The sequence below is a fragment of the Pseudomonas canadensis genome (assembly GCF_030980095.1).
GTDB classification, from domain to species: domain Bacteria; phylum Pseudomonadota; class Gammaproteobacteria; order Pseudomonadales; family Pseudomonadaceae; genus Aquipseudomonas; species Aquipseudomonas canadensis.
On the sequence record NZ_CP133298.1, the window covers coordinates 1,500,184 to 1,524,155 of the forward strand.

Annotated in this window: 26 protein-coding genes and 1 pseudogene; 15 read left to right on the top strand and 12 right to left on the bottom strand. The window is 61.0% G+C overall.

Features of this window, described 5'->3' with window-relative positions:
• The first annotated feature begins 150 nt into the window (after positions 1-150).
• The 4 genes from RB216_RS06840 to RB216_RS06855 all read left to right on the top strand — a co-directional run bounded on the left by RB216_RS06840 (position 151) and on the right by RB216_RS06855 (position 3,650).
• The gene (locus RB216_RS06840; protein WP_028619295.1) at positions 151-762 is read left to right on the top strand and encodes a LemA family protein; all 612 of its coding nucleotides are present in this window, start codon (positions 151-153) and stop codon (positions 760-762) included.
• A gap of 18 nt (positions 763-780) precedes the next feature.
• Positions 781-1,509: a TPM domain-containing protein gene (locus tag RB216_RS06845; protein WP_028619296.1), complete on the top strand. Its 729-nt coding sequence runs from the start codon at positions 781-783 to the stop codon at positions 1,507-1,509.
• 28 nt (positions 1,510-1,537) lie between these two features.
• A complete protein-coding gene (locus tag RB216_RS06850; RefSeq protein WP_028619297.1) occupies positions 1,538-2,155 on the top strand; it encodes a TPM domain-containing protein in 618 nt (205 codons plus the stop codon).
• Between the two features lie 292 nt (positions 2,156-2,447).
• Positions 2,448-3,650: a class I SAM-dependent methyltransferase gene (locus RB216_RS06855; RefSeq protein ID WP_308908457.1), complete on the top strand. Its 1,203-nt coding sequence runs from the start codon at positions 2,448-2,450 to the stop codon at positions 3,648-3,650.
• Between the two features lie 83 nt (positions 3,651-3,733).
• On the opposite strand, the gene RB216_RS06860 is transcribed toward RB216_RS06855, so the two are convergent.
• The 6 genes from RB216_RS06860 to RB216_RS06885 form a co-directional block, all read right to left on the bottom strand.
• Positions 3,734-4,633: a DMT family transporter gene (locus tag RB216_RS06860; protein WP_305384053.1), complete on the bottom strand. Its 900-nt coding sequence runs from the start codon at positions 4,631-4,633 to the stop codon at positions 3,734-3,736.
• Between the two features lie 104 nt (positions 4,634-4,737).
• Complete coding sequence (locus tag RB216_RS06865) at positions 4,738-7,308, bottom strand: TonB-dependent receptor (protein WP_028619300.1); 2,571 nt, start codon at positions 7,306-7,308, stop codon at positions 4,738-4,740.
• Between the two features lie 128 nt (positions 7,309-7,436).
• Positions 7,437-8,408: a FecR family protein gene (locus RB216_RS06870; protein ID WP_308908458.1), complete on the bottom strand. Its 972-nt coding sequence runs from the start codon at positions 8,406-8,408 to the stop codon at positions 7,437-7,439.
• Positions 8,405-8,944, bottom strand: a complete 540-nt coding sequence (locus RB216_RS06875; RefSeq protein WP_016975119.1) for an RNA polymerase sigma factor — start codon at positions 8,942-8,944, stop codon at positions 8,405-8,407. Before RB216_RS06875 ends, RB216_RS06870 begins: the two co-directional genes overlap by 4 nt.
• 115 nt (positions 8,945-9,059) lie before the next feature.
• Positions 9,060-9,938 (bottom strand): dihydrodipicolinate synthase family protein, encoded by an 879-nt coding sequence (locus tag RB216_RS06880; RefSeq protein WP_068937599.1) that lies wholly within the window; start codon positions 9,936-9,938, stop codon positions 9,060-9,062.
• Positions 9,939-9,966: 28 nt separating this feature from the next.
• Entirely contained in the window at positions 9,967-10,749 is a 783-nt protein-coding gene (locus RB216_RS06885; RefSeq protein WP_028619303.1) for an aldolase, read from the bottom strand.
• A gap of 105 nt (positions 10,750-10,854) precedes the next feature.
• On the opposite strand from RB216_RS06885, the gene RB216_RS06890 reads away from it, so the two are divergent.
• Positions 10,855-11,382: a helix-turn-helix domain-containing protein gene (locus RB216_RS06890; RefSeq protein ID WP_122686406.1), complete on the top strand. Its 528-nt coding sequence runs from the start codon at positions 10,855-10,857 to the stop codon at positions 11,380-11,382.
• Between the two features lie 99 nt (positions 11,383-11,481).
• Here the strand turns inward: RB216_RS06890 and RB216_RS06895 are convergent, their stop codons facing one another.
• Entirely contained in the window at positions 11,482-12,498 is a 1,017-nt protein-coding gene (locus RB216_RS06895; RefSeq protein WP_068937600.1) for a DUF4917 family protein, read from the bottom strand.
• A gap of 123 nt (positions 12,499-12,621) precedes the next feature.
• Here RB216_RS06895 and yiaY point away from each other — a divergent pair, with 123 nt between their 5' ends.
• From yiaY to RB216_RS06925, 6 genes are all read left to right on the top strand, one after another.
• On the top strand, positions 12,622-13,770 hold the full coding sequence (gene yiaY, locus RB216_RS06900; protein WP_028619306.1) for an L-threonine dehydrogenase: 1,149 nt from the start codon (positions 12,622-12,624) through the stop codon (positions 13,768-13,770).
• A gap of 91 nt (positions 13,771-13,861) precedes the next feature.
• Positions 13,862-14,536: an NAD(P)H-binding protein gene (locus RB216_RS06905; RefSeq protein WP_028619307.1), complete on the top strand. Its 675-nt coding sequence runs from the start codon at positions 13,862-13,864 to the stop codon at positions 14,534-14,536.
• Entirely contained in the window at positions 14,536-15,444 is a 909-nt protein-coding gene (locus RB216_RS06910; protein ID WP_308908459.1) for a LysR family transcriptional regulator, read from the top strand. The genes RB216_RS06905 and RB216_RS06910 overlap by 1 nt, the downstream gene beginning before the upstream one ends.
• Positions 15,445-15,630: 186 nt before the next feature.
• Entirely contained in the window at positions 15,631-16,824 is a 1,194-nt protein-coding gene (locus tag RB216_RS06915; RefSeq protein ID WP_028619309.1) for a CaiB/BaiF CoA transferase family protein, read from the top strand.
• Positions 16,821-17,762, top strand: coding sequence for a hydroxymethylglutaryl-CoA lyase (locus tag RB216_RS06920; protein ID WP_308908460.1), 942 nt, complete (start codon positions 16,821-16,823; stop codon positions 17,760-17,762). Before RB216_RS06915 ends, RB216_RS06920 begins: the two co-directional genes overlap by 4 nt.
• Positions 17,763-17,821: 59 nt before the next feature.
• A complete protein-coding gene (locus tag RB216_RS06925) occupies positions 17,822-19,153 on the top strand; it encodes an MFS transporter (protein ID WP_068937605.1) in 1,332 nt (443 codons plus the stop codon).
• Here RB216_RS06925 and RB216_RS06930 read toward each other — a convergent pair whose 3' ends face one another.
• Entirely contained in the window at positions 19,154-19,642 is a 489-nt protein-coding gene (locus RB216_RS06930) for a DMT family transporter (RefSeq protein ID WP_308908461.1), read from the bottom strand.
• A gap of 77 nt (positions 19,643-19,719) precedes the next feature.
• On the opposite strand from RB216_RS06930, the gene RB216_RS06935 reads away from it, so the two are divergent.
• The 4 genes and pseudogenes from RB216_RS06935 (at position 19,720) to RB216_RS06950 (ending at position 22,029) form a co-directional block, all read left to right on the top strand.
• A complete protein-coding gene (locus tag RB216_RS06935; protein WP_443704358.1) occupies positions 19,720-20,637 on the top strand; it encodes a LysR family transcriptional regulator in 918 nt (305 codons plus the stop codon).
• A gap of 15 nt (positions 20,638-20,652) precedes the next feature.
• A complete protein-coding gene (gene fos, locus RB216_RS06940; RefSeq protein WP_308908463.1) occupies positions 20,653-21,063 on the top strand; it encodes a fosfomycin resistance glutathione transferase in 411 nt (136 codons plus the stop codon).
• Positions 21,064-21,117: 54 nt separating this feature from the next.
• Positions 21,118-21,261, top strand: a pseudogene (locus tag RB216_RS06945) (LysE family translocator); the annotation flags it as partial.
• A gap of 240 nt (positions 21,262-21,501) precedes the next feature.
• The gene (locus RB216_RS06950; protein ID WP_016975135.1) at positions 21,502-22,029 is read left to right on the top strand and encodes a DUF4142 domain-containing protein; all 528 of its coding nucleotides are present in this window, start codon (positions 21,502-21,504) and stop codon (positions 22,027-22,029) included.
• A gap of 54 nt (positions 22,030-22,083) precedes the next feature.
• Here the strand turns inward: RB216_RS06950 and RB216_RS06955 are convergent, their stop codons facing one another.
• From RB216_RS06955 to RB216_RS06970, 4 genes are all read right to left on the bottom strand, one after another.
• Positions 22,084-22,509, bottom strand: coding sequence for a low affinity iron permease family protein (locus RB216_RS06955; protein ID WP_028619315.1), 426 nt, complete (start codon positions 22,507-22,509; stop codon positions 22,084-22,086).
• Between the two features lie 82 nt (positions 22,510-22,591).
• A complete protein-coding gene (locus RB216_RS06960) occupies positions 22,592-23,092 on the bottom strand; it encodes a methylated-DNA--[protein]-cysteine S-methyltransferase (protein ID WP_028619316.1) in 501 nt (166 codons plus the stop codon).
• A gap of 79 nt (positions 23,093-23,171) precedes the next feature.
• Positions 23,172-23,492, bottom strand: coding sequence for a hypothetical protein (locus tag RB216_RS06965; protein ID WP_028619317.1), 321 nt, complete (start codon positions 23,490-23,492; stop codon positions 23,172-23,174).
• A gap of 2 nt (positions 23,493-23,494) precedes the next feature.
• The gene (locus RB216_RS06970) at positions 23,495-23,905 is read right to left on the bottom strand and encodes a type II toxin-antitoxin system HicB family antitoxin (protein WP_308908464.1); all 411 of its coding nucleotides are present in this window, start codon (positions 23,903-23,905) and stop codon (positions 23,495-23,497) included.
• Positions 23,906-23,972: the final 67 nt, after the last annotated feature.

The window sequence follows — 23,972 nt, forward strand, 5'->3', positions numbered from 1 at the left end:
CGAGTGTTATTGCAGAAAATGCACCACACTTCTGAACTCTTATTTGTGCTGGGCATCTTTTTAGCTGATTGATCTGATGCAATCCAGTCGCGGCAGCGGATTATGCCTTACCGTTGCCACATTCCACCAAGGTTCGCCAGGAGAAACACCATGCAAGCAGCACAAGGCTACCGCTGGGGCGTGAAAGCCGCAGTTTTGTTACTGATTAGTACCGTATTGAGCGGTTGCGGCATCAACAACATTCCCACACTGGATGAACAGGCCAAAGCCGCCTGGGGCCAGGTGCAAAACCAGTACCAACGCCGCGCCGACCTGATCCCCAACCTGGTGGAGGTGGTCAAGGGCTACGCCGCCCATGAGCAAGACACCCTCACCGCGGTGATTGAAGCGCGGGCCAAGGCCACCTCGATCCAGGTGGATGCAAGCACCCTCGACAACCCGGAAAAACTCAAGCAGTTCCAGCAGGCCCAGGACGGCTTGAGCGGCGCACTCAGCCGTTTGATGGTGGTGTCCGAACGCTACCCGGACCTGAAGGCCAACCAGAACTTCCTGGCCCTGCAATCGCAGCTTGAAGGCACCGAAAACCGTATTGCCGTGGCCCGTCGCGACTTTATCCAGGCGGTGCAGGCCTACAACACCGAGATCCGCACGTTCCCTGGCCGCCTGTGGCACAGCGTGATGTACAGCGACTTGCCGATCCGCGCCACGTTTGAAGCCACCAGTGCCGATGCCGATAAAGCGCCGCAAGTGAAGTTCAAATAAGGCTGCACTGAGGTGTCGATGCGTTTATTACGGATAGGCCTGGCGCTGTGGCTGTTGGCCTGCGTCGGTGCGGCCCAGGCGGCGCTGACCTTCCCGGCGCTGACCGGGCGGGTGGTGGACAACGCCCAAATGATCGACCCGGCCACGCGCCAGCAACTGACCCAGCAGTTGCAGGCACTGGAGCAGACGTCCGGCGACCAGATCGTGGTGGTCACCGTGCCCGACCTGCAAGGCGTGCCCATTGAAGACTTCGGTTACCAATTGGGCCGCGAGTGGGGCATCGGCCAGAAGGGCAAGGACAACGGCGCGCTGTTGATCGTCGCCCGCGATGAGCGCAAATTGCGCATCGAAGTCGGCTATGGGCTGGAAGGTGTACTCACGGATGCGCAGTCGTGGGTGATCATTAACCAAGTGATTGCGCCGGCGTTCAAGGCCGGCAACTACAGCAAAGGCATCAGCGACGGCGTGGCCGCGATGGTGCAGGTGGTGGGCGGCGAGCCACTGGCCGTGCCGGCCCATGTGGCGGATGCCAACTTTGCCAAGGATAATCCCGGGTTTTCCATCGGCTTGTTTATCCTGCTGATCGGCGTGTTGTGGCTATGCAATCGCATGGGCCTGCCGGTGGGCGCGATCTTGCTGGCGATTCTCAGCAGCAGTGGCCGTGGCGGTGGCGGTGGGGGAGGCGGCGGTGGTTTCCGGGGCGGCGGTGGCGGCTTCGGCGGCGGCGGGGCTTCAGGCGGCTGGTGATGATAATAACGAGAGAGCAAGCACAACCATGGCATTACTGACTGAACACGAGCAGCGCCAAGTCGCGGAAGCGATCGCCCGCGTCGAGAAAACCACCGACGCTGAGCTGGTGACTGTACTGGCCGCCCGCGCCGATGACTACGCCTACATCCCGCTGTTGTGGGCCAGCCTGATCGCGTTGGTGGTACCCGGCGTGGTGCATTACCTGTCGGGCTACCTGACCATGTACACCTTGTTGCTGGCGCAATGGGCGACGTTCATCGTGTTGTGCCTGGTGTTCCGCCTGCCCAAGGTCACCACGCGGCTAATCCCCCGTTCGGTGCGCCACTGGCGCGCGTCCAACCTGGCGCGGCGGCAGTTCCTGGAGCAGAACCTGCACCACACCCTGGGCAGCACTGGCGTGCTGATTTTTGTCAGCGAGGCGGAGCGGTACGTGGAGATCCTGGTGGATGACGGCATTTCCAAACGGCTGGATGACGGCAGCTGGGATGTGATCGTCAAGGCGTTTACCCAGCAGGTGAAACAGGGGCAGACGTTGGCGGGGTTTATCAGTTGCATTGAAGCCTGTGGCGAGTTGTTGAAGGTGCATGTGCCGGTGACGCAGACCCGCAATGAGCTGCCCAATCGCCTGGTGGTACTCGAATAAGGTCAATTGTGTGGTGAGCGGGCTTATTGTGGTGAGCGGGCTTGCCCCGCGCTGGGTGGCGCAGCCACCCCAATAAAACCACCCCATTCATTCTAGACAAAATGCGGTGCCTGGATTCAGGGCTGCTTCGCAGCCCAGCGCGGGGCAAGCCCGCTCACCACAACAAGCCCGCTCACCCTATGTTTTGTGTTTGCCGGGGGGTGAGTGCCGACCGTTGATCAAATAACCCCGTGCCCTAATCCCCCATCCCCCCTAAAATGCCCGGCATTCCCTGCCCGAGGCGTTTTTGTTCATGTCTGTCACTGTTCAACCGGATCATCACGCCCAGTTCATCGAACTGCTCAGCGCAAGCCTCGCGCAGAACGCCTTTATCAAGCTGGTGCTGGCCAAGTACGTCGGTGAGGAGGCCGAGTTGCAGCGGCTGATCATCAAGCCAGTAACGGTCAAGGAGCAGGCTTGCCTGTCGTTCGTCTACCGCTACAAGACCCGCGACATCACCAAGAATTTCCCGCTGGCAGACGGTGTGGCGGCGATTGCCGAGTTGCTGCCGACCTCTTTCAAGAACGCGCACCTGCTGTCGCTGACTGATGAGGCCCAGCTGGAATACAGCAAGAAGAACAAAAGCTCGCTGTTCAAAAGCAAGCCACAGCAACTGCGTGAAGCGCCCTCGGCTGAACATAACCGTGAGAAAAATCGCTTCCTCGACCTGAGCCGGCCGTTCCTCGCCGACCTGGGTGTGACCGACGCCAAGCAGGCGCTGATCCCGTCGATGTCGCGCAAGTGGAAGCAGATCAACAAGTTCATCGAAGTGTTCAGCCACGCGCTCACCTCGTCACCCTTGAAACTGGACCAGCCGGTGCGTGTTGCCGACTTCGGCTCGGGCAAGGGCTACCTGACCTTTGCCATCCACGACTACCTGCGCAACACCCTCAAGGCCGAAGGCGAAGTGACCGGCGTCGAGCTGCGCGAAGACATGGTGACCTTGTGCAACACCGCCGCCGCGCGTCTGGAGCATCCGGGGCTGGTGTTCAAATGCGGCGACGTGCGCAGTGTGGCGCCCAGCGAACTGGACGTGATGATCGCCCTGCATGCCTGCGACATTGCCACCGACTACGCGATCCACACCGGCATCCGTTCCGGTGCGTCGATCATCATGTGCTCGCCGTGCTGCCACAAGCAGATCCGCCTGCAGATCCAGAGCCCGGTGCTGCTCAAGCCGATGCTGCAATACGGCCTGCACCTGGGCCAACAGGCGGAAATGGTCACCGACAGTTTGCGTGCGCTGTTCCTCGAAGCCTGTGGCTATGAAACCAAGGTGTTCGAATTCATCTCGCTGGAGCACACCAACAAGAACAAGATGATTCTTGCCGTGAAGCGCGCCGAGCCGGTGGACAATGCGCAGTTGCTGGAGAAAATCCAGGAGCTTAAAGCGTTCTACCACATCTCCGAACACTGCCTGGAAACCCTGCTGCGCGCGGATGGCTACCTGGCCTGAACACGGTCTTTTGTAGGAGCCGGCTTGCCGGCGAAAGCGAGGGTGACTGACACTCCGCCATCGCCGGCAAGCCGGCTCCTACATTAGATTGGGGTGGCTTTTGGCGTGGGGGCTGGCTGCACCGCCGTCTTGCGCCCCAGCATCACCGTCACGATCACCCCACACGCAAACAGCCAGGTGATCGGCTCGATGTGTTCACCAAAGAACAACGCCGAAAACGCGATGGTGAAGAAGATCTGCAACAGTTGGATCTGGCTGACCCGCGCGATCCCGCCCATGGCCAACCCGGCGTACCAGGCAAAGAAGCCCAGGAACTGCGAGAACAGCGACACATAGCCAAACGCCCACCACGCACGCATCGACACCGCGCCCTGATGCTGCGCCGCCAGGTACCACACCGGGCCGATCAGCACCGGCGTTGACAGCACCAACGCCCAGCAGATCACCTGCCAGCCGCCCATTTCCTTGGCCAGGCGACCCCCTTCGGCATAGCCCAGGCCGCCGACGGCAATCGCACCCAGCATTAGCAAGTCACCTGCCTGGATGCTGCCGGCCCCGGTGATCAGCGCATAGCTCAACACCAACGCACTGCCCAGCGCCGCGCAGGCCCAGAAGGCTTTTGACGGCCGCTCATGGGACAGCCACGCCGCATACAGCGCCACGCACAGCGGTTGCAGGCCGTTGACCAGCGCGCCATGGGACGCCGGCAATGTTTGCATGGCCCAGGCCGACAGCACCGGGAAGCCGAGAATCACCCCCGCGATCACCAGGCACAGCCCGCGCACCTGGCGCCAGGTCGGCCAGCGTTCGCGGCGCCACAGCAGCAGCGCCGCCGCCGGGATCGCCGCGAACAACGCGCGGCCCAGGCCGTTGAGCAACGGGTGGATTTCCTGCACCACGATGCGGGTGAAGGGCAGGGTCAGGCTGAAGATGATGACGCCCAGCAGGCCGAGGGCCATGCCGGTGTTTTCGCGCGAGCTCATGGGGAAGAACCGAAATCTAGAGGGCTTCAAGGGAAGCCCATCTAGCCACATCCCCTGCCGATTGCGGGCCTACAGCTGGGTGCGGATTTATCCGTACAGTTTTTTCAGAAGAAGCGGGTGATGCTGATCTTGGCGTTGCGGCCTTGGCTGTAGACACCTTCACCGCTGAGTGCAGGTTGGTAGAAGCGGTTGAACAGGTTGTCGACGGTGAAATTGATCTCGGTGCCCTTGAGACCGGCCTGCTGCGGTTTCCAATTGGCGAACAGGCCTTGCGTGTCGTAGCTGGCGTTCTCCGTTTGGTCGTAGATAAAGTCGCCGATGCTGGAGTTCAAACCGCCCGCGTAAACATCGGTGGGCACGCGATCGGTCTTGCGTACGAACTGGCCCTGCCAGCCCACCTGCGCGTCCCAGCTCGGGATCTTGGTACCCAGCACCACCACCCATTTGGCCGGTGGGATATCCCGCGCCCATACGTGCAGGTTGGTCGCCCAGGGGTTGGTGTAGGGGTTGTCGCGCTTGCCTGTGGCCCAGGAGTAAGTCAGGGAACCGAACAGGTAGGTCGAGTCGTAGTAGCTTTCAAGCTCGAAGCCCTTGATGGTCATGCCGCCCACATTGCGATAGTTGGTCCTGGATGCCGCGTCACTGCATACCGAATCGATACTGCCCGGTACTGTCAGTTGCCGTTCGCAGCCAATGCCGGTGGCCTTCATGATTTCGTCTTCGATGCGGTTATGGAACAACGTGGTGCGCAGTTGCAGGTTGTCCTCGCGGGTGAAGAGCCCCGAAAAGTTGGTGACGTTGCCCGCGGTAATCGCCGTAATGCGCTCAGGGTCGAGGTTCAGGCTGGTGGCGCTACGGGTGCTGATAGCGCCCTGGACTTCGTACTGTTCATCGATCACCGGCGCACGCCACGTGCGGTTCCAACTGGCGAAGAACGCCACATCCGGGGTCACGTTCCAGAACGCCGCCAGGCGCGGCGACCAACCGGTGTAAGTGCGGTCGCTGTAGTCGTGGCCCACTTTCGGGTCAGGGCTGCTGTAGTACGGCGCATCATTGGCTTGACCGCGGTTGCGCACATGGTCGTAACGCAGGGACGGCGTAATGGTCACGTTGCCCAGGGTAATCGCGTCCTGAATATAGAATGCGTTGGTGTCGACCTTGCCGTGAGGCATGAAATACGGCTGGAAATGCCCATAGTTGTATTTGGGGGTGTTGTAGGTTGCGCCCGGCATCCAGCTTTCGGTTTCGCGCTTGTGCTTGCGGATCTGCACGCCCGTGGTCACCGCGTGTTCCAACGGGCCGGTGGTCAGCAAGCTGGTATTGCGCAGTTCGAGGATGCGGTCGGTGTAGGACGTGTCCATCTTGCGTCCGCCGGTGGCCAGGCTAATGACGGCATTCTCGGCGCGCTCATCGGTCTGGTCGGTATTGGACTCCGAGTAGCTCAGCTTCAGGTCGATCAGCGGGTTGTTCAGTGGGTGGTATTCGTACTTGCTCGACCAGGTGGTGTCCACCGTGTCGCGGTCGGCCAGGAAGCGTGATACGGCCGTGGCGTAGCCGTAGCGGTCGATAGCCGATTGTGTCGGGGGTGATGGATAGGACTTTGCCGAGAACGGCGTCATACGTTGGCTTTGGGCGCGTGAGTAAGACAGGCCCATGCTGTGTTCGTCGGTGAAGTACGCGTTGAACTTGAACAACTGGCCTTCGACATCCTGCGCGCTGTTGGGCAAGCGTTTGGGGTTGATCGGGTATTGGTTGCGCGGATCAGGCGGAGTGTCGGCCAGCTTGAGGTCATCGCCGTCGCGCTTGGTCAGGTAGGCTAGGCCGTCCATGCGGCCGTCGTCGGTTCGGCCATACACGGCGCCGGTGTAGACCTGCTCGTGGGTGTTGCTGGCGTAGCCGTATTTGACCATCGCCCCGGCATTTTGCCCGTCCTTGAGCAGGTCCGGTGCGTCCTTGGTGATCATGTTGACCGTGCCGCCAAAACCGCCGTTACCGGTATATGGCGAGTAAGGGCCTTTCTCCACCTCAATGCTTTTGATCAACTCGGGTTCAATGAAGATAGTGCCTTGTTGATAACGCTCGAAACCGCTTTTGGCCGCGCCATCCACGGTCATTGGCACATCCTCGGCATCGCCCATGCCGCGGATGTTCATGGTCTGGCCGCCCGGCTTGGGTGAACCGCCCATGGATACCCCGGGCAGGGTCTGCAACAGCGAAGGAATGTTATCGGGCTGGTAGCGGTCGATGTCCGCTTGGCTCAGGGTGGAGCGGCCCACGGTGATGGAGTCGACCTGGTTACCGGTGCCGATCACGCTCAGTGCATCCAGTTGAACAACGCCGCTGTTGGTGGTCTTGCCCTCATCGGGGCGCACGACGTAGGTGCTGCCGACCTTGATCAGGGTGAATTCGCCGTTTTTCAACAGGGTGCGAATCGCCACTTCCGGCGTGAAGTCGCCGTTGAGCGCGGGGGCTTGCACGTTCTTGAGCAGCTCTTCATCGAACAGCAACTGGATCTGTGCCTGTTGCGCCACCTGGCTGAGGGATGTGGCCAGTGACTGCGCTGGCAGTTGCAGCGTGAGCGAATCGGCCTGTGCACTGAGGCTGAATACCAGGCAACTAGCGATGAGCGTCGGTCGAAGAAACAGGTGAGAAGCGTGGCAAGGCGCGCGAAACATGAAATCCCCCGGTGTGGCCAAGTGGCCGAAAAGGTGTGCGTATCAAACGCAGACCGGGGGAAGACGCGGCTGCTCGAAAAAACCACACCTGCGAATGCAAAATATTCTCAAATAAGAATTTTGCAAGGTTATTTGCTCGGTTCGATGCGTATGATGCCATCGGCCGACGCCACGGTTTTCACCGGTAACAGGGCGGGCAGGGCGTTGAGCAGGGCGTCGGGATCATTCACATCCAGGTTGCCGGAGACCTTCAGGTGCGCCACGGCGTTACTGACCTGCAACGGTGCCTGTGGGCGGTACAGACTCAATTCATCGATCAGGCTGACCAGCTCGCGGTTGCGAAACGACAGGTGACCGCTGCGCCAGTCGGCCACCTCTTCGGCGGTGAGGGTCTGCTGCTGCAACGTGCCCTTGGCGTAGCTGAAGATCGCGCGCTGCTGCGCGCCCAATAGGGTGACGGGGCTTTTGGCATCCGGCTCGAACGCGACCTGGCCATGGGCGACGCTGACCACCATTTGCTGCTGGCTGCGCCGCACATCGAAGCCGGTGCCGACCACGCGCACATTGGCCTCGCCCGCTTGCACGAACAGCGGGCGTTCCTTGTCGGCGGCCACTTCGAGGTACAACTGGCCTTTGTCCAGGTGCACGATGCGCTGGTACGCGGTGAACTCCACCCGCACGCGGGTGTTGGCATTCACATACAAGGTGCTGCCATCGGGCAGATTGAGGGTGCGCAGGCCTTTGGCGTGGGCTGCGACCTGGGTGTGATACAGCTCGCGGGGCGCGCCGATAGGCGTGGTCATGATTGCACACAGCAAGGCGGCCGCCACGGCAAGGGCAGGGCGCCATACGGAAGGCTTGCGCTTGGGCAGCGCCACGGGTTTGTTCAGTTGCTGCAACTGGGCGAGGTCTGCCCACAGTTGCTCGAATTCGGCATAGGCGCGGGCATGGGCCGGCTCGGCTTGCCAGGCGGCAAAGGCCTTGCGGTCGGCACGCCCCGCGTCATTATTGCGGTTGCGGGCAAACCAGCTGGCGGCTTGGGCATCAATGGCGTCACGGTCTTCGATGTCCAGGGCGTCGGTGTCGCTCAGGCGGTTCATTCTGGCTGCTCCGTGCCGGGTTCGTGTTGAAGGCGTCGCTTGCAGTGCAGCAGGGCAAACGCGATGTGCTTTTCCACCATGCTGGTCGAAATGCCCATGCGCTCGGCGATCTGCGCCTGGCTCAAGCCTTCGAAGCGGTGCAGCATAAGGGCTTCTCGCCTGCGGGGCGAGAGTTCTGCGAGGACTTCTTTCAACTGTTCCAGGCGTTGCAAGCGTTGCACGGCGGCCATGGGATCGTTTTGCTCGTCGGTGACAGGCTCGGCGTCCATTTCGGCCTGATCAGAGTGGACGGTATGCCGTACCTTCTGTTTGCGCCAGTGATCACGCAGCAGGTTGCGCGCCATCTGGAACAGAAACGCCCGTGGCTGCTCGACTTTGGCCCGGTCGCGGTAGTCCAGCCACTGAGTGAAGACATCCTGGGTCATGTCCGCGGCGTCGCTGGCGTTGTCTGTGCGCTTGCGCAGGAAATACAGAATGTCTGTATAGAACCCGCGAAAGGCATCGGCCGACAGCGGGTCGGGCTTGGGACGAGACATGGATATCCTTCTTGACGAAGCACGACTTGGAGAAAGTCGCGAATGGTATCGAGAACCATTGTCATTTGTCTCGTTTATTTTGTCGGAGCCGGATATCCGGCTCCTGCCGCCTTTTTCAGACGGTTGTCAGCATTTTTCTCAAGTGTTCAATCCCGGTTTCACCTAATGGGAACACCGGCAGACGCGGGTCACCCGCTTCCAATCCGGTCAACCGCAGCCCGGCCTTGATCGTGGCTGGCAATCCACCCTTGAGGATGAAGTCCAGTAACGGCAACTGGCGGTAAAACAGCTCCCGCGCCTGGGTGAGGTCATTCGCCAACACCGCCTCATACAACGCCAGGTTGAGCTGTGGGATCAGGTTCGGCGCCGCCGTGCACCAACCTTTGGCACCCGCCGCGAAGGCTTCCAGCGCCAGCGGATTGCAACCGTTGTAGAACGGCACGTCGCTGTGGCGATGCAACTGGTGCATGCGCTGGATATCCCCGGTGCTCTCCTTGACCATGGTCACGTTGGCCACCTGCTTGATGATGCGCAGGATCAGGTCCACCGACATGTCCGTGCCGCTGGTGGCCGGGTTGTTGTAGAGCATGATCGGCACGCCGATGCTGTCGCCGATCGCGGCGTAGTGGGCGATGATTTCTGCTTCGCTGAGTTTCCAGTAGGAGGTCGGCAGCACCATCACTACATCGGCGCCATTGGCCTCGGCGTAGCGGGCGCGGCGTACGGCTTTGGCGGTGGTGAGGTCGGACACGCTGACGATGGTCGGTACTCGACGGGCGATTTTGGCCAGGCTGTAGGCGCTGACTTCGTCCCACTCGGCGTCGCTCAAGTACGCACCTTCACCGGTGCTTCCCAGTGGCGCGATGGCGTGTACGCCGCCGTCAATCAGGCGGTCAATGGAGCGGCCGAGGGCGTCGAGGTCAACGCGTTGGCCGTCGGCGCTGAACGGGGTGATGGTGTAGCCGATGATGCCGTGAATGGTTGGGCTGGACATGGGAAGTCTCCGGTCAGAAATGGGCTAGTCAGTTCAGGCAATCGGCGTGTTGACGCAGGTTCTGCCGGGCGTAGTAGTTGAACGCGGCACCGTGACGCTTGGGCCGGGAGATCCAGTCATGGGCCTCGCGACCCAGCTCGGGCAGGATCGGCTTGATGGTGCCGGCCGCCATCGCCAGCAACTGCAATTTGGCCGCGCGCTCGATCAACTGCGCGATCACGCAGGCTTCCTCGATGCTCGCCCCGGTGGACAACTGGCCGTGGTGCGAGAGCAGGATCGCGCGTTTGTCACCCAGTGCCGTGGTGATGATTTCCCCTTCTTCATTGCCCACCGGAACACCCGGCCAGGCCTCCAGGAAGGCGCAGTCTTCGTACAGCGGGCAGAGGTCCATATGGGACACCTGCAGCGGCACTTCCAGCATCGAGAGCGCGGCGATGTGGGTGGGGTGGGTGTGGATGATGCAGTTCACATCCGGCCGCCCACGGTATACCCAACTGTGAAAACGGTTGGCCGGGTTGGGAATGCCGTGGCCTTCCAGTACTTCAAGGTCCTCGTTCACCAGCAACAGGTTGCTGGCGGTGATCTCATCAAAACCCAGGCCCAATTGCTGAGTGTAATAGGTGCCCTGTTCCGGCCCGCGCGCGGTGATCTGCCCGGCCAGGCCGGAGTCGTGGCCGTTCTCGAACAGGATGCGACATGTAAGCGCCAGCTTTTGCCGGACGGTCCACGTATTATCCGCCAGGGTGTTTTGCATCTGGACCAGTGCTTGCTTGACCAGTTGGTCTTTTGGGAGTGCTAATGTCTTGGCCATATCGGGTGCCCTCGGTGGCTGCAAATGACACTAACGATGCTATATGACACTTTGTGTCATTGGCAAGCACAGCTCATCGCTTACTGCATGGATTAATCGCAGCGCATGTCTATCCGTTTGAAATTATTGAGAAAAAAACTTGGTGTGACGTTGGATGTCCTGGCCGAAAAGTCTGGGATGACCAAGAGTTACCTGTCCAAGGTCGAGCGCGGGCTGAACACGCCGTCAATTGCCGCCGCGTTGAAGCTGGCCAAGGCGTTGAACGTGAAGGTCGAAGAGCTGTTCAGCGAAGACAGCGTCAGCCTCGACAGCTACAGCCTGGTGCGCAGCCATGAGCGGCCGGACACGTCACCGGGTTATGCGGTGCTGGCCCATCAGGTCAGCGAACGCAGCCTGCTGCCGTTCATCATCTACCCGCCGGCGGAGTTCACCGACAAGACCTTCAAGGAGCATGTGGGGGAAGAGTTTCTGTTTGTGCACGAAGGCCAGGTGGAAGTGGACTTCATGAACGAACGGGTGATCCTGGAGCGCGGCGATGCGCTGCACTTCAATGCGCAGAAGCCCCATCGGTTGCGCTCGGTGGGGCCGGTGCAGGCACAATTGCTGGTCGTGGTGCACAGCGCGGAAGATTGACGCAATCCTCTGTAGGAGCCCGGCTTGCCGGCGATGGCGTCCGCAGAAACGCTATCGCCGGCAAGCCGGGCTCCTACAGGTAATGGGTTATTCGGGGGATCAGCGTTCGACAGGCACTGACAGCGCTGGGTTGCCCAATGGATGCGTGCGCGCCGCAAAGAACTTCAGTTCCACGCCCGTCCCCTCAAACAACTCCGAATACCGCCGCTTCTGCTGACGGATAAACCCATCACTGCGCCCCGACACCGAGATCGCCAGCGTGGTCAGCCTGGCATGGCGAATCGCATCCACCAGGTGTTTGTCCTGCGGTCCCAGGTCATGGCCAAAGATGCACAGTGCACCTTCGTGGCTGAGCAACTGCTCATAGCAGAACGACAGGTAATCCGAACTGCGGATCGTCTTGAGCTTCTCCTCAACCTTGCCCTCGCTGACAAACAGCGGCACATCGTCCAGGGTCTTGATCGTGTTGTTGATCGCAAAGCTGCTGAGCAAGGTGCTGTCGGTGGTCGGCAGTTTGCGCGCGGTACCATCCAGGTTGCGCACCAGGTGCAGGCCGCCGTGCAGGTAGAGGATGCGCGTAGCATCGGTGCGGGTGTCACGCAGGTCGAAGCTGGCGTCGGCGCTGCGGAACAGGTCGTCGATGCCCGGCGTGTGCAGGATGGCCCAATAGTTGAGCAGGTCGTAGTTGCTGGTGAATACCGTTGAGTAATGCTTCAGCTCAGCGTTGATCGTTGCCAGCGTCGACGGCTGCACCAGGCGCCATGGGATATGCACCGCATGGATGGTATTGATCAAGGCTTCCTTGATCGCGTAATAGCGATTGCGCGGCGCCGCCGAGCTGACGGCCAGAGCCTTGTTGACCCGGCTGGTGGTCTTCAACGCGCCCAGGGCTTGCTCGAAACTGCGGGTTTGCAGGGCGTCGAATACGCTGAGCTCGGACTGGCTGAGGGGTTTTTCTTCGACGGTGCGAGCGTTTTCGAACAGCGAGTCGTAGGCAAAGTCTTCCCAAATGGCACGGCTCGCGCCATTGCCGATCAGAATCCCGCTGAAGTCCGTACTGCTGCGCAGGGCGCTCCAGTCTTCAAGGTGGGCGTCAATATCCTGGAAATCCTTCATTGCGGCGGGTCTACTCGAAATCGGCTGGACGGAGACTTTATCACGGGTCGGCGTTGATCCTGATCAAGATGCGCTGGGTAGCGCAGGTTGATGCTGTAGGCATAAAGCCTCTGAGGATTGACCATGAGCAGCACCTTCTTTATCCCCGCCGTGAACATCATGGGCACCGACTGCCTCGACGAAGCCATGACCGCCATTCGCAACTATGGTTTTCGCAAGGCGCTGATCGTCACCGACGCCGGCCTGGCCAAGGCCGGCGTGGCGAGCATGATCGCTGAGAAACTGGCGATGCAGGACATCGACTCGGTGATCTACGACGGCGCCAAGCCCAACCCGAATGTGGAAAACGTTGAGAAAGGCCTGGCGCTGTTGCAGGAAAGCGCTTGTGATTTCGTGGTGTCCCTGGGCGGCGGTTCACCCCATGACTGCGCCAAAGGCATCGCCCTGTGTGCCACCAACGGTGGGCATATCGGCGACTACGAAGGCGTTGACCAGTCCGGCAAACCGCAACTGCCCCTGGTGGCCATCAACACCACTGCCGGCACCGCCAGCGAGATGACACGTTTCTGCATCATCACCGACGAAACCCGCCATGTGAAAATGGCCATCGTCGACCGCAACGTCACGCCGCTGCTGTCGGTCAACGACCCGGCGCTGATGGTCGGCATGCCCAAGGGTCTTACCGCCGCCACCGGCATGGACGCGTTGACCCACGCCATCGAAGCCTACGTGTCCACCGCCGCCAACCCGATCACCGACGCCTGTGCCATCAAAGCCATCGAACTGATCAGCGCCAATCTGCGCCTGGCGGTGCGCGACGGCAGCGACAAGGCCGCCCGGGAAAACATGGCCTATGCGCAATTCCTCGCCGGCATGGCCTTCAACAATGCGTCCCTGGGTTTTGTGCACGCCATGGCGCACCAACTGGGAGGTTTATACGATCTGCCCCACGGCGTATGCAACGCGGTGTTGCTGCCCCATGTGCAAAGCTTCAACGCCAGCGTCAGCGCCAAACGCCTGAGCGACGTGGGCCGTGCGTTGGGTGCCGACGTCAAGGGCATCACCGATGAAGAGGGCGCCCAAGCCGCCATCGCCGCCATTCGCAGCCTGGCCCATGATGTCGAGATCCCGGCAGGATTGCGCGAGCTGGGCGCCAAGTTGCAGGACATTCCTTTACTGGCGACCAACGCGCTGAAAGATGCCTGCGGCCTGACCAACCCTCGGCGGGCGGATCAGCGTCAGATTGAGGAGATCTTTCGCAGCGCGTTTTGATAGGGGCAGCCTTTAGCCGCAAGCGTTAAGCTACAAGCTGAATGCGTTCAACTTGAGCTTGAAGCTTGCGGCTTGCCGCTGAGGTCCCCCTATGAGAGTTCTGTTATTCGGCGCCACAGGCATGGTCGGCCAAGGCGTGCTGCGTGAGTGCCTGTTGGCCGCCGACGTGCAGGAAGTCGTCGCTGTCGGCCGCACGCCCCTGACCCAGGAACACGGCAAGCTGCACCAGGTGTTGCACAGCGACATGCTGGATTTCCAGCCCCTGGAAAACCTGCTGCAAGGCTTTGATGCGTGTTTCTTCTGCCTCGGCGTTTCGTCGGCGGGGATGAATGAAGTCAAGTACACCCACCTCACCTATGACCTTACTCTGGTCGCCGCCAGCACGTTGGCGCGGCTCAATCCACATATGACGTTTATCTATGTGTCCGGCGCCGGTACCGATAGCTCCGAAGCGGGCAAGTCGATGTGGGCGCGGGTCAAGGGTAAGACTGAGAACGCCTTGCTGCGCCTGCCCTTCAAAGCGGTGTACCTGTTCCGTCCGGGAGTGATCCAGCCGTTGCATGGCGTGCGTTCGAAGACGCCGTTGTATCAGTCCTTCTATTCGGTGCTTGGGCCGTTGCTGTCGTTTGTGCGACGGCTGAAACCGGGTTGGGTGGTGAGTACCGAAACGGTGGGCCGGGCGATGTTGCAGGCGGCGCGCCAAGGCGCGCCGCAGCCGGTGGTGGAGCAGGCCGCGATCAATCGGCTGGCCAGCGAGCGTCGCTGATGTTGCACAAGAGCCTGGTGCGGCGGCTGGACCTGATCACATTGCAGTTGTTCGTCGCGGTGTTTGAGGAAGGCACGCTGACCCGCGCCGCCAACCGCGAAGCTATCGCCGTATCGGCCGCCAGCAAGCGGCTGATGGAGCTGGAGCAGGTGCTGGGCGTCAGTCTGTTCGTACGGCGGGCCAAGGGTATGGACCTGACTGCCGCTGGCGAAACCCTGTTGCACCATGCGCGGCAGATGCTGTTCAACGTCGAGAAGATGGGCCTGGAGCTGGGCGAGCACAGCCATGGCGTGCGCGGTTATGTGCGGATGCTGGCCAATCTGTCGGCAATCATTCAGTTCCTTCCGGAAGACCTGCGGGATTTTTCCGAGCGGCATCCCGAAGTGAAAACCGACCTGGAAGAACGTCCCAGCAATGGGGTGGTGCAAGGCGTGCTGGATGGCGTGGCGGACCTGGGGATCTGCTCCAGTGACACCGACACCAAAGGCCTGCCCAGCGTGACGTATCGCCACGACAAACTGGTGGTGCTGATGCCGGCGGATCACCCATTGGCAGCGCGCAAAACCCTGGCCTTCAACGAAACCCTGGATAGCGACTACGTCGGGCTGCACGCCGCCAGCTCCATCAACATGCGCACTCACGCCGCTGCGCGCGAGGCGGGCAAGATGCTGCGCCTGCGCATTCATGTGCCGGGGTTCGATGCGATGTGCCGGATGGTCCAGGCGAACATGGGCATCGGAATCCTGCCGAAGAAAGCATATGAACTGTTTGGTCGTGCATTGGGTTTGCATGCCGTGCCGCTGACGGACGACTGGTCGGATCGCAGCCTGATCCTGGTGGTGCGTGATGAGGCGCCGCTGTCCCCCGTCAGCCGGCTGCTCTTCGACTACCTCCACAACCCCTTGTAGGAGCCCGGCTTGCCGGCGATGGCCATTTCAATGCATCCGCCGGTTTCGAGGACGCCATCGCCGGCAAGCCGGCTCCTACAGGGGCGTTCGCGTTTAGAGAACGCTTGTTGCCAACTGACGGTTGGATTTCCCGTGCACCGGCCCTCTAGTCTTGGCGTCACATTCCAAGAATAAGAGGTACACCCCATGACGGCTCCCCTGAGCGGTATCAAGGTGATTGAGATCGGCACCCTGATTGCCGCGCCGTTCGCCGCCCGGCTGATGGCCGAGTTTGGCGCCGAGGTGATCAAGATCGAAGCCATGGGCCAGGGCGATCCGCTTCGCAAATGGCGAAAGCTGCACGAAGGCACGTCGCTGTGGTGGTACCTGCAATCGCGCAACAAGAAGTCCCTGGCGCTGGACCTCAAGTCGCCGGAAGGCTTGGACCTGATCAAGCAACTGCTCGGCGACGCCGATGTGCTGATCGAAAACCTGCGCCCCGGTGGCCTGGAAAAACTCGGGCTGGGCTGGGACGTGCTGCACGCCCTCAACCCCAAGCTGACCCTGGTGCGCATTTCCGGCTATGGCCAGACTGGCCCTTACCGCGACCGTCCGGGTTTCGGAGCCATCGGCGAGGCCATGGGCGGTATCCGTTACACCACCGGCAATCCGGATTCACCGCCGGCACGGGTTGGTGTAAGCCTGGGCGATTCCCTGGCCTCGTTGCACGGCGTGATCGGCGCGCTGATGTCGCTGTTGCGGGTCAAGACGGGGCAGGGTGATGGGCAGATTGTCGATGTGTCACTGGCCGAAAGTGTGTTCAACCTGATGGAAAGCCTGGTGCCGGAATACGACATGCTGGGCCATGTGCGCGAACGCAGCGGCGGCGCCTTGCCGGGCATTGCGCCGTCCAACACCTACCTCACAGCCGACGGAGCCTATGTGGTGATCGCCGGCAACAGCGACCCGATCTACAAACGCCTGATGACCACCATCGGCCGCGCCGACCTGGCTGACGCGCCTGAGTTCGCCCACAACGATGGCCGCGCGGCCAAGAGTGGATTGCTCGACGCCGCGATCACCCACTGGACCAGCAGCCTGCCCATCGACCAAGTACTCAGCGCGCTTGAAGCCGCAGAGGTACCGGCGGGGCGCATCTACTCCGTCGCGGATATCGTCAGTGACCCGCACTACCAGGCGCGTGACATGTTGCTCACTGCGCAGCTGCCCGGCGGTGTGTCGGTGAAGATGCCGGGCATCGTGCCCAAGCTCTCGGAAACCCCCGGCAGCGTGAATTGGCAGGGCCCGACGTTGGGCCAGCACACCGACGCTATCCTCGGCGATCTGGGCATGACGGTTGCCGATATCCAACGCCTGAAAGCCTCGGGAGTGGTGCAATGATTTCTGATTATTCCGACGCGCTGATCGTGCAGGAAGTGTCGCCGCGCGACGGTCTGCAGATCGAGCCGACCTGGGTCGAGACGGCCGACAAGATCGCTCTGATCGACCAGCTTTCCCAGGCCGGCTTTTCGCGGATCGAAGCCGGTTCGTTCGTCTCGCCCAAGGCCATTCCGGCGTTGCGTGATGGTGAACAAGTGTTTCAGGGCATCGAGCGCAAACCGGGTGTGATCTACGTGGCGCTGATCCCCAACCTCAAGGGCGCGCAGCGTGCCATCGCGTCTCGCGCCGATGAACTGAACCTGGTGATGTCCGCCAGCCAGACCCACAACCTGGCCAATATGCGCATGCGCTGCGAGGCGTCGTTGGCGGCGTTTGATGACATCGTCAGTTTTGCCCGCGACTACCCGGTGAGGCTCAACGGCAGCATTGCCACCACCTTCGGTTGCCCGTTCGAGGGCAGGATCGATGAAGACCGCGTTCTGCAGATTGTCGAGGATTATCAAACACTTGGAATCCAGGGCATCAGCTTGGCGGACACCACCGGCATGGCCAATCCGCGTCAAGTGACACGCCTGGTCAAACGCGTGCTGGAGCGTGTGCCCGCCAGCAATCTGACCCTGCATTTCCACAACACGCGCGGCCTGGGCTTGTGCAACGTGCTGGCCGCCTATGAGGCCGGCGCCCGTCGTTTTGACGCGGCGCTGGGTAGCTTGGGGGGCTGCCCGTTTGCGCCGGGGGCGTCGGGCAATATCTGCACCGAAGACCTGGTGAACCTGTGTGATGAAGTCGGGATTCACACCGGCATCGACCTGCCGCATCTGCTGAATATGTCCCGCCGTCTTCCCGCTTTGCTTGGACACGAGTTGCCCGGGCAGGTAGCCAAGGCCGGGCGCAATTGCGACCTGCATCCACCCCCGGCGTATATCGCAACGCTGTAACGCCGCACCAGACAACAAAAACAATCGGGCGCCTGTGAGCAGCCCGCTGGAGAGAAACCATGAGCACTAATACGTTGGAGGCCGGCGCGCGCCCGGCCGCTGAAATCGATGCCGAAAAAGCCCTGGTCAGCAAGGTCGCCTGGCGCCTGATGCCGCTGATCATGGTGTGCTATCTGTTCGCGTTTTTTGACCGTATCAACATCAGCTTCGCCAAGTTCCAGTTGCAGGCTGACCTGAGCCTGAGCGACACCGCCTACGGCTTGGGGGCCGGGCTGTTTGTGGTGGGTTATGTGATCTTCGAAGTGCCGAGCAACATGATGCTGTACAAGGTCGGCGCGCGACGCTGGATTGCGCGGATCATGATGTCGTGGGGGCTGGCGACGGCGGCCATGGTGTTTGTCACGGCCGAGTGGCAGTTCTACGGCCTGCGCTTCATCATCGGCGCGATGGAGGCGGGTTTTGCGCCAGGCGTGCTGTACTACCTGACCTTATGGTTCCCGCAGCATTTTCGTGGACGCATCACTTCGATGCTGTTCCTGGCCTCGGCCTTTGCGGGCCTGGTGGGCGCACCGTTCTCCGGCCTGGTGTTGGAACACCTCGACGGTGTCTTGCAGATGCGCGGCTGGCACTGGTTGTTCCTGCTCGGCGGCTTGCCGTGCATCGGCCTGGGTTTCCTGGTGCTGACCTTGCTCAAGGATCGCATCGAAGACGCCCACTGGCTGACGGCGGCGGAGAAGACCCTGCTGTCGAGCCGCATCGCCAAGCATGAGCCGAACCAGCACGGTGGTTCTCTGTTGTCGGCGATCCGTATTCCAGGGTTCCTGATGCTCGGTTTCATCTACTTTCTGATCCAGGTGGCATCCTACGGCCTCAACTTCTGGGCGCCGCAGTTGATCCGCAGCGCGGGCACCCAGAGCCCGGTGATGATCGGCCTGCTCACGGCGATTCCTTATGTGTGTGGCGCCATCAGCATGGTGGTGATCGGGCGGCTGTCGGATGCCACGGGTGAGCGTCGCAAGTTCGTCTGTGGCCTGGTGGTACTGGGTGCGGTGGGCTTCTTCAGTGCCGGCATTTTTGCCGATCACACTACTTTCCTGATCATTGCCCTGGGCATGTTGGGCGCGGGCATCATCGCTTCGATCCCGACCTTCTGGACGCTGCCACCCAAGCTACTGGCTGGTGCTGGAGCCGGCGCGGCGGGCGGGATTGCGGTGATCAATACCCTCGGCCAGTTTGGTGGCATTGTCAGCCCGGTGATGGTGGGGCGGATCAAGGACCTCACCGGCAGCACCACGCCGGCGCTTTACGTGATCGGCATGTGTGCGTTGCTGGCGGCGGCGTTGCTGCTGTGGGGGTTGCCGCAAAAACTGCGCACCCTCGACAAGGGCTGATCAGCCAGCGGTGGCCAAGACGCGTGCGGGTGTAGCGCTGAACTGAATCAACCCGACGCCGCCGATCAACAACAACGCCCCCAGCACGCGGGGCGTTGTCAGTTGGCGCTCCACCAGGCCGAACAGTCCGAAGTGATCCAGCACCAGCGACGCCAGAATCTGCCCAGCCATGGCCAGCGCGATAAACCCCGAGGCGCCGAGCTTGGGCAACAGCATCAACGCCAGGGAAATAAAGCACACGCCAAACGCACCACCGGCCCACATCCATAGCGGCGCCTTGTTGATAAACGCCAGGCTCGGTAACGGCAGGCGCAGCGCCAGAATCACCGGCAGCAACACGATGATGCTCACCAGCAACGACGCCAACGTGGCCCACAACGGGTGGCCAAGGCCGCGTCCGAGGTTGGCGTTGACCGCACTTTGAAACGGCACCACTGCACCGGCGATGACCGCCAGCGCCAATAAACCCACCCAATGCAACGTTGTCATGGCGAATCTCCCAGAGGTTTTGCTGGACTCTAGGCTATTCGTCACGCAAATTTAAATTCCAAGTTCTTATGCTGAGCATGCAGCTGATGAATGATCTGCGCCGCATCGACCTCAACCTGCTGGTGATCCTCGACGCCTTGCTCAGCGAGCAACACGTCACCCGTGCGGCTGAGCGTCTACACCTGAGCCAACCGGCGGTCAGTCATGCGCTGGCGCGTCTGCGTGACCTGCTCGGTGATCCGCTGCTGATGCGCCAAGGTGGCAGCCTGGTGCCGACCGCCCGCGCGCTGGAGTTGGCCACGCCACTGGCTGAAGCCCTGGCCCAGGTGCAGGCCTTGCTGGCGCCGAATCGCTTTGACCCGGCGTCGGCCAAGCGCAGGTTTCGGGTGGCGATGTCTGACTACAGCGCGGCGATGTTCCTTCCCGACCTTGTGCGTGCGCTGCGCCGCGAAGCGCCGGGTATCGACCTGCAAATCATCCAGGCCAGCCGTGAAGGTATGGTGGACGGGGTGCTCAATGGCGACCTCGACCTGGCGGCGGGGGTGTTCCCCGACATGCCCGCCGAACTGCGGACTACACCCTTGTTCGAAGAGCACTACACCTGTCTGGTGGACCGCGAAAGCCTGCCGGCAAGCGGCACACTGGATCTGTCCACCTACCTGTCACGCCCCCATGTATTGCTGGAAATGCGCGGCAGTGGCACGCCGGAAATCGAGCGGGCTCTGACGGCGATTCGGGAGCGTCGGCATGTGGCGATCAGCCTGCCGCACTGGGGCGTGGCGCCGCAGTTGATCCGGGGCACGGACTTGATCCTGACCGTGTCTTCCCGAGGCGTGCTGGATGTTGATCAAGAGCAGTTGCTGGCGGTGCCGCCGCCCTTTCATATTCCGTCGTTTGCGTTCGAACTGGCGTGGCATGTACGACGGGGCGGGGATTCGGGGTTGCAATGGTTGATTGGGCGAGTGCAGGGTGTATTGTCCGAAAGCCACTGCTGACAGGAAAACCCCAACATGCTCTCAGGCTTCAACCACCTGACCCTGGCCGTCACCGACTTGCCGCGCAGCATCCGTTTCTACCATGAGCTGCTGCAACTTCACCTTGATGCCACTTGGAACGCCGGCGCCTATCTCTCACTGCCAGGGGTCTGGTTGTGTTTGTCGCTCGATGCGCTGCGCGATTCGAAGCCGGCGGCCGATTACACCCATTACGCGTTTACAGTGGCAGCGGCTGATTTCACCGCGTTGGTAGAACGCCTGCGAGCAGCGCTGGTAGAGGAGTGGCGCGACAACCGCAGTGAAGGTGCCTCGTTCTATTTTCTCGACCCCGATGGCCACAAGCTCGAAGCCCATGTCGGCGACCTGGCCTCGCGGCTGCAAGCCTGTCGGGCCAAGCCCTATGCCGGAATGCAGTTTTACCCGTAGTGTGGGAACGTGCAGAATCCCTCCACCGCTTAACCCTCAGTTTGAGTCGCGCCCATGACCCCATCCTTGCTGCTGGCCGTCCTCGCTTCAGGTTTCATCTACGGTATTACCCCGGGGCCTGGGGTGCTGGCCGTATTTGGCATCGGTGCCGCCCGTGGTCGTCGTGCCGGGGCCGGTTTCCTTTGTGGGCATCTGGTGTAGTGCTCCACGGCGCTGATCGCGATTGTTGGCGCGCGGGAAGTGGGCGGTGTTTATTGGCTTCGCCATCAACGCCCTGGCGCACGCTTTGCCGGGCCTGTTTGGCAGCAAACCCACTTGATTTGATGATGACCGTTCGTCGCACTGGCGAGTTTTTTCTAAACCTTTGCCGCCCTGAAAATTCGAATTGAGGGCGGGGTGTGTTCCCCCGCCTTTATTTTCAGCCTGGAGGAACCCATCATGAGCCGCATGGCTATCCGGTTACGCACCGCCAGTTTCGCGATGCTGCTGGGCCTCGGCGCCAGCAATGCTTTCGCCCAGTCGCCTGCTGAATTCATCGAGCAGGCTTCGGCCAAGGGTATGGCCGATATCGAAACCAGTCGCATGGCCCACGCCAAGACCTCTTCCCAAGAGATCAAGGACTACACCATCGAGGTGATCAACGAGCGCACCCTGGCCAACCAGCACCTGGCGGCCATCGCCAAGAAGCTTGATCTGCCGGTAGCGCCGCGGGAAAAAATTGTCGACAAAGCCGAAACCCTGATGCCGGAACTCAAGGACGGCGACTCGTTTGATGCGGCCTACACCGCACAGCAGGTGAAGGAAAACGAAGACGCCATCGCGCTGTTCAAACAGGAAGGCGCGGCGTCGGACGTGCCGGAAATAAAAGCGCTGGTCGATGAGACGCTGCCCAAGCTGGAAGAGCGTTTGCAGAAGGCTCGCGCCTTGGCGTCGACCTACGGTAAAGGTCATCAAGGCGACGGTTAAGTGCGTCACTTGAAATAAAACAACGGCGGTTGGATCAGATCCAACCGCCGTTTTTTATGCCTGGTTCAAATCGGTCTTGGTCGGTGCCGCATCGTCGGCAGCATGACCGCAACTGCTATTCAGGCTCACCGTGCCCGCGTTGCCGATGCTGCGGTATTCCTGGCGCAGTTTCTCCAGCTCTTTGCGGTCCAGGCCGTCCAGGCTGAGCACGGCATTTTGTGCATCCTTGGACACACGCAGCAGTTCATCGATCTTGATATGCAGGATGTCGTTGTCGCGGTTCTGCGTGTTCTGGATCAGGAACACCATCAGGAAGGTGATGATGGTGGTCGAGGTGTTGATGATCAGTTGCCACGTGTCGTTGTAGTGGAAATACGGCCCGCTCAGGCTCCACGCCAGGATCAACGCCACTGCCGCGTAGAACGTGCGCGGGCTGCCGGCCCAACGGGACAGGGATTGGGAGACTGCGGAGAATTTCATGACCGTTTTCCTTGGAAGGGGGTGATGAAATAATGGACCGCAGGGATTCTTTGAAATTTCTTTTTACATTTGCTGAGGGCTTTCAGAACGCCAATTCAGCCTGGCCTGTACCTTCCAGCGCCAGCAAATACTGTTTGGCCTCCAACCCTCCTGCAAAGCCGGTCAGCCCACCTGACGCACCAATCACCCGATGGCACGGCGCAATGATCGAGATGGGGTTACGCCCATTGGCGGCACCCACCGCACGTACCGCTTTCGGGTTGCCGATCTGCTGGGCGATCTGGCTGTAGCTGCGGGTTTCGCCGAAGGGAATCGTTAGCAGCGCCTGCCAGACTTGTTTCTGGAAGTCAGTGCCGGCGAAATCCAGTTCCAGCTCGAAATGGTTGCGGGTGCCGGCGAAATACTCCTGCAACTGGCGTTGGGTTTCCACCAGCACCGGGCTTTCAGGCGCTTCGTACAATTCACCCAGGCGTACACGGTTGGCGCGCTCGGTTTCCCACAGGATGGCGCTGAGTTTGCCGTCGCGTGCCACCAGGGTAAGTTGGCCGACCGGGGAGGGCATGAGTTTGTATTCGTAGGTCATGAGCGGGCTCCTGAAGGTGGGTGTAGTGGGAGTCTAGAGTGGAGCGCTGATCGGCAAACTACGTTTCTTGCGATCAAATTCAGCGCCGCCAGTAGAGCCACTCCGAGAACGCCGGATAAGCGAACAACCACGCGATGTAACCGAGGGCCATCAACACCGAGGGGGTCGATAGCAACACCGTTGAGAGGATATTGAGCAATGTGACCAGCACAGCCGTCACCTTTAGCCCCGTACTGGCGTACCGAACCGCGAACCAGACGCCATAGGCTGAAGTCGCAAGGGCTAATAGCACACCCATTCCACCCAGCCTCATCAACGAGATCATCAGCGGCAGGATCAGTACCAGGCCGATCACCTTGTAGGTGGGGTGTCTGGAGTGGCTGGGCTTGAGTAGGAGCATCGTTACCCTTCCTGTTGCAGCACTTTAAGCGCCGCCGACGCCAGAAACCCCGAGCGGCTTTTTTCTTCCGGATGATGCAGTACATATTCATCGATGCGGTTCAGCAGGTAGCCCGACAGCGTGATGTTGAGCTTCTGCGCCTTGCCCAGATACTTGGTGACATCAATGTCCACCACCGCCCAGGTGCAGCCTGCGTACTGAGGGTTGGCTGCATGCAGGGTGACCTTCTGCGCACTGGGAATCGGTGCACCGTCTTCCGCCAGTATCTCGAAGTGCCCTTCGATGGCTTCGCGAGCCATGGCCATGGCGTCGTCCAGGTCGTCACCGGCGGAGTAGCAGCCGGGAATATCCGGCACCTCCACGCCCCAGGCGTGATCCTCGTCGCCGCTTGAAATTGCAATCGGGTAAAGCATCATTGAACCCTCAAAAGGGTACTTACTATAACCACCAAAGCTGTGTAATCAACGCGACCGCATCCAT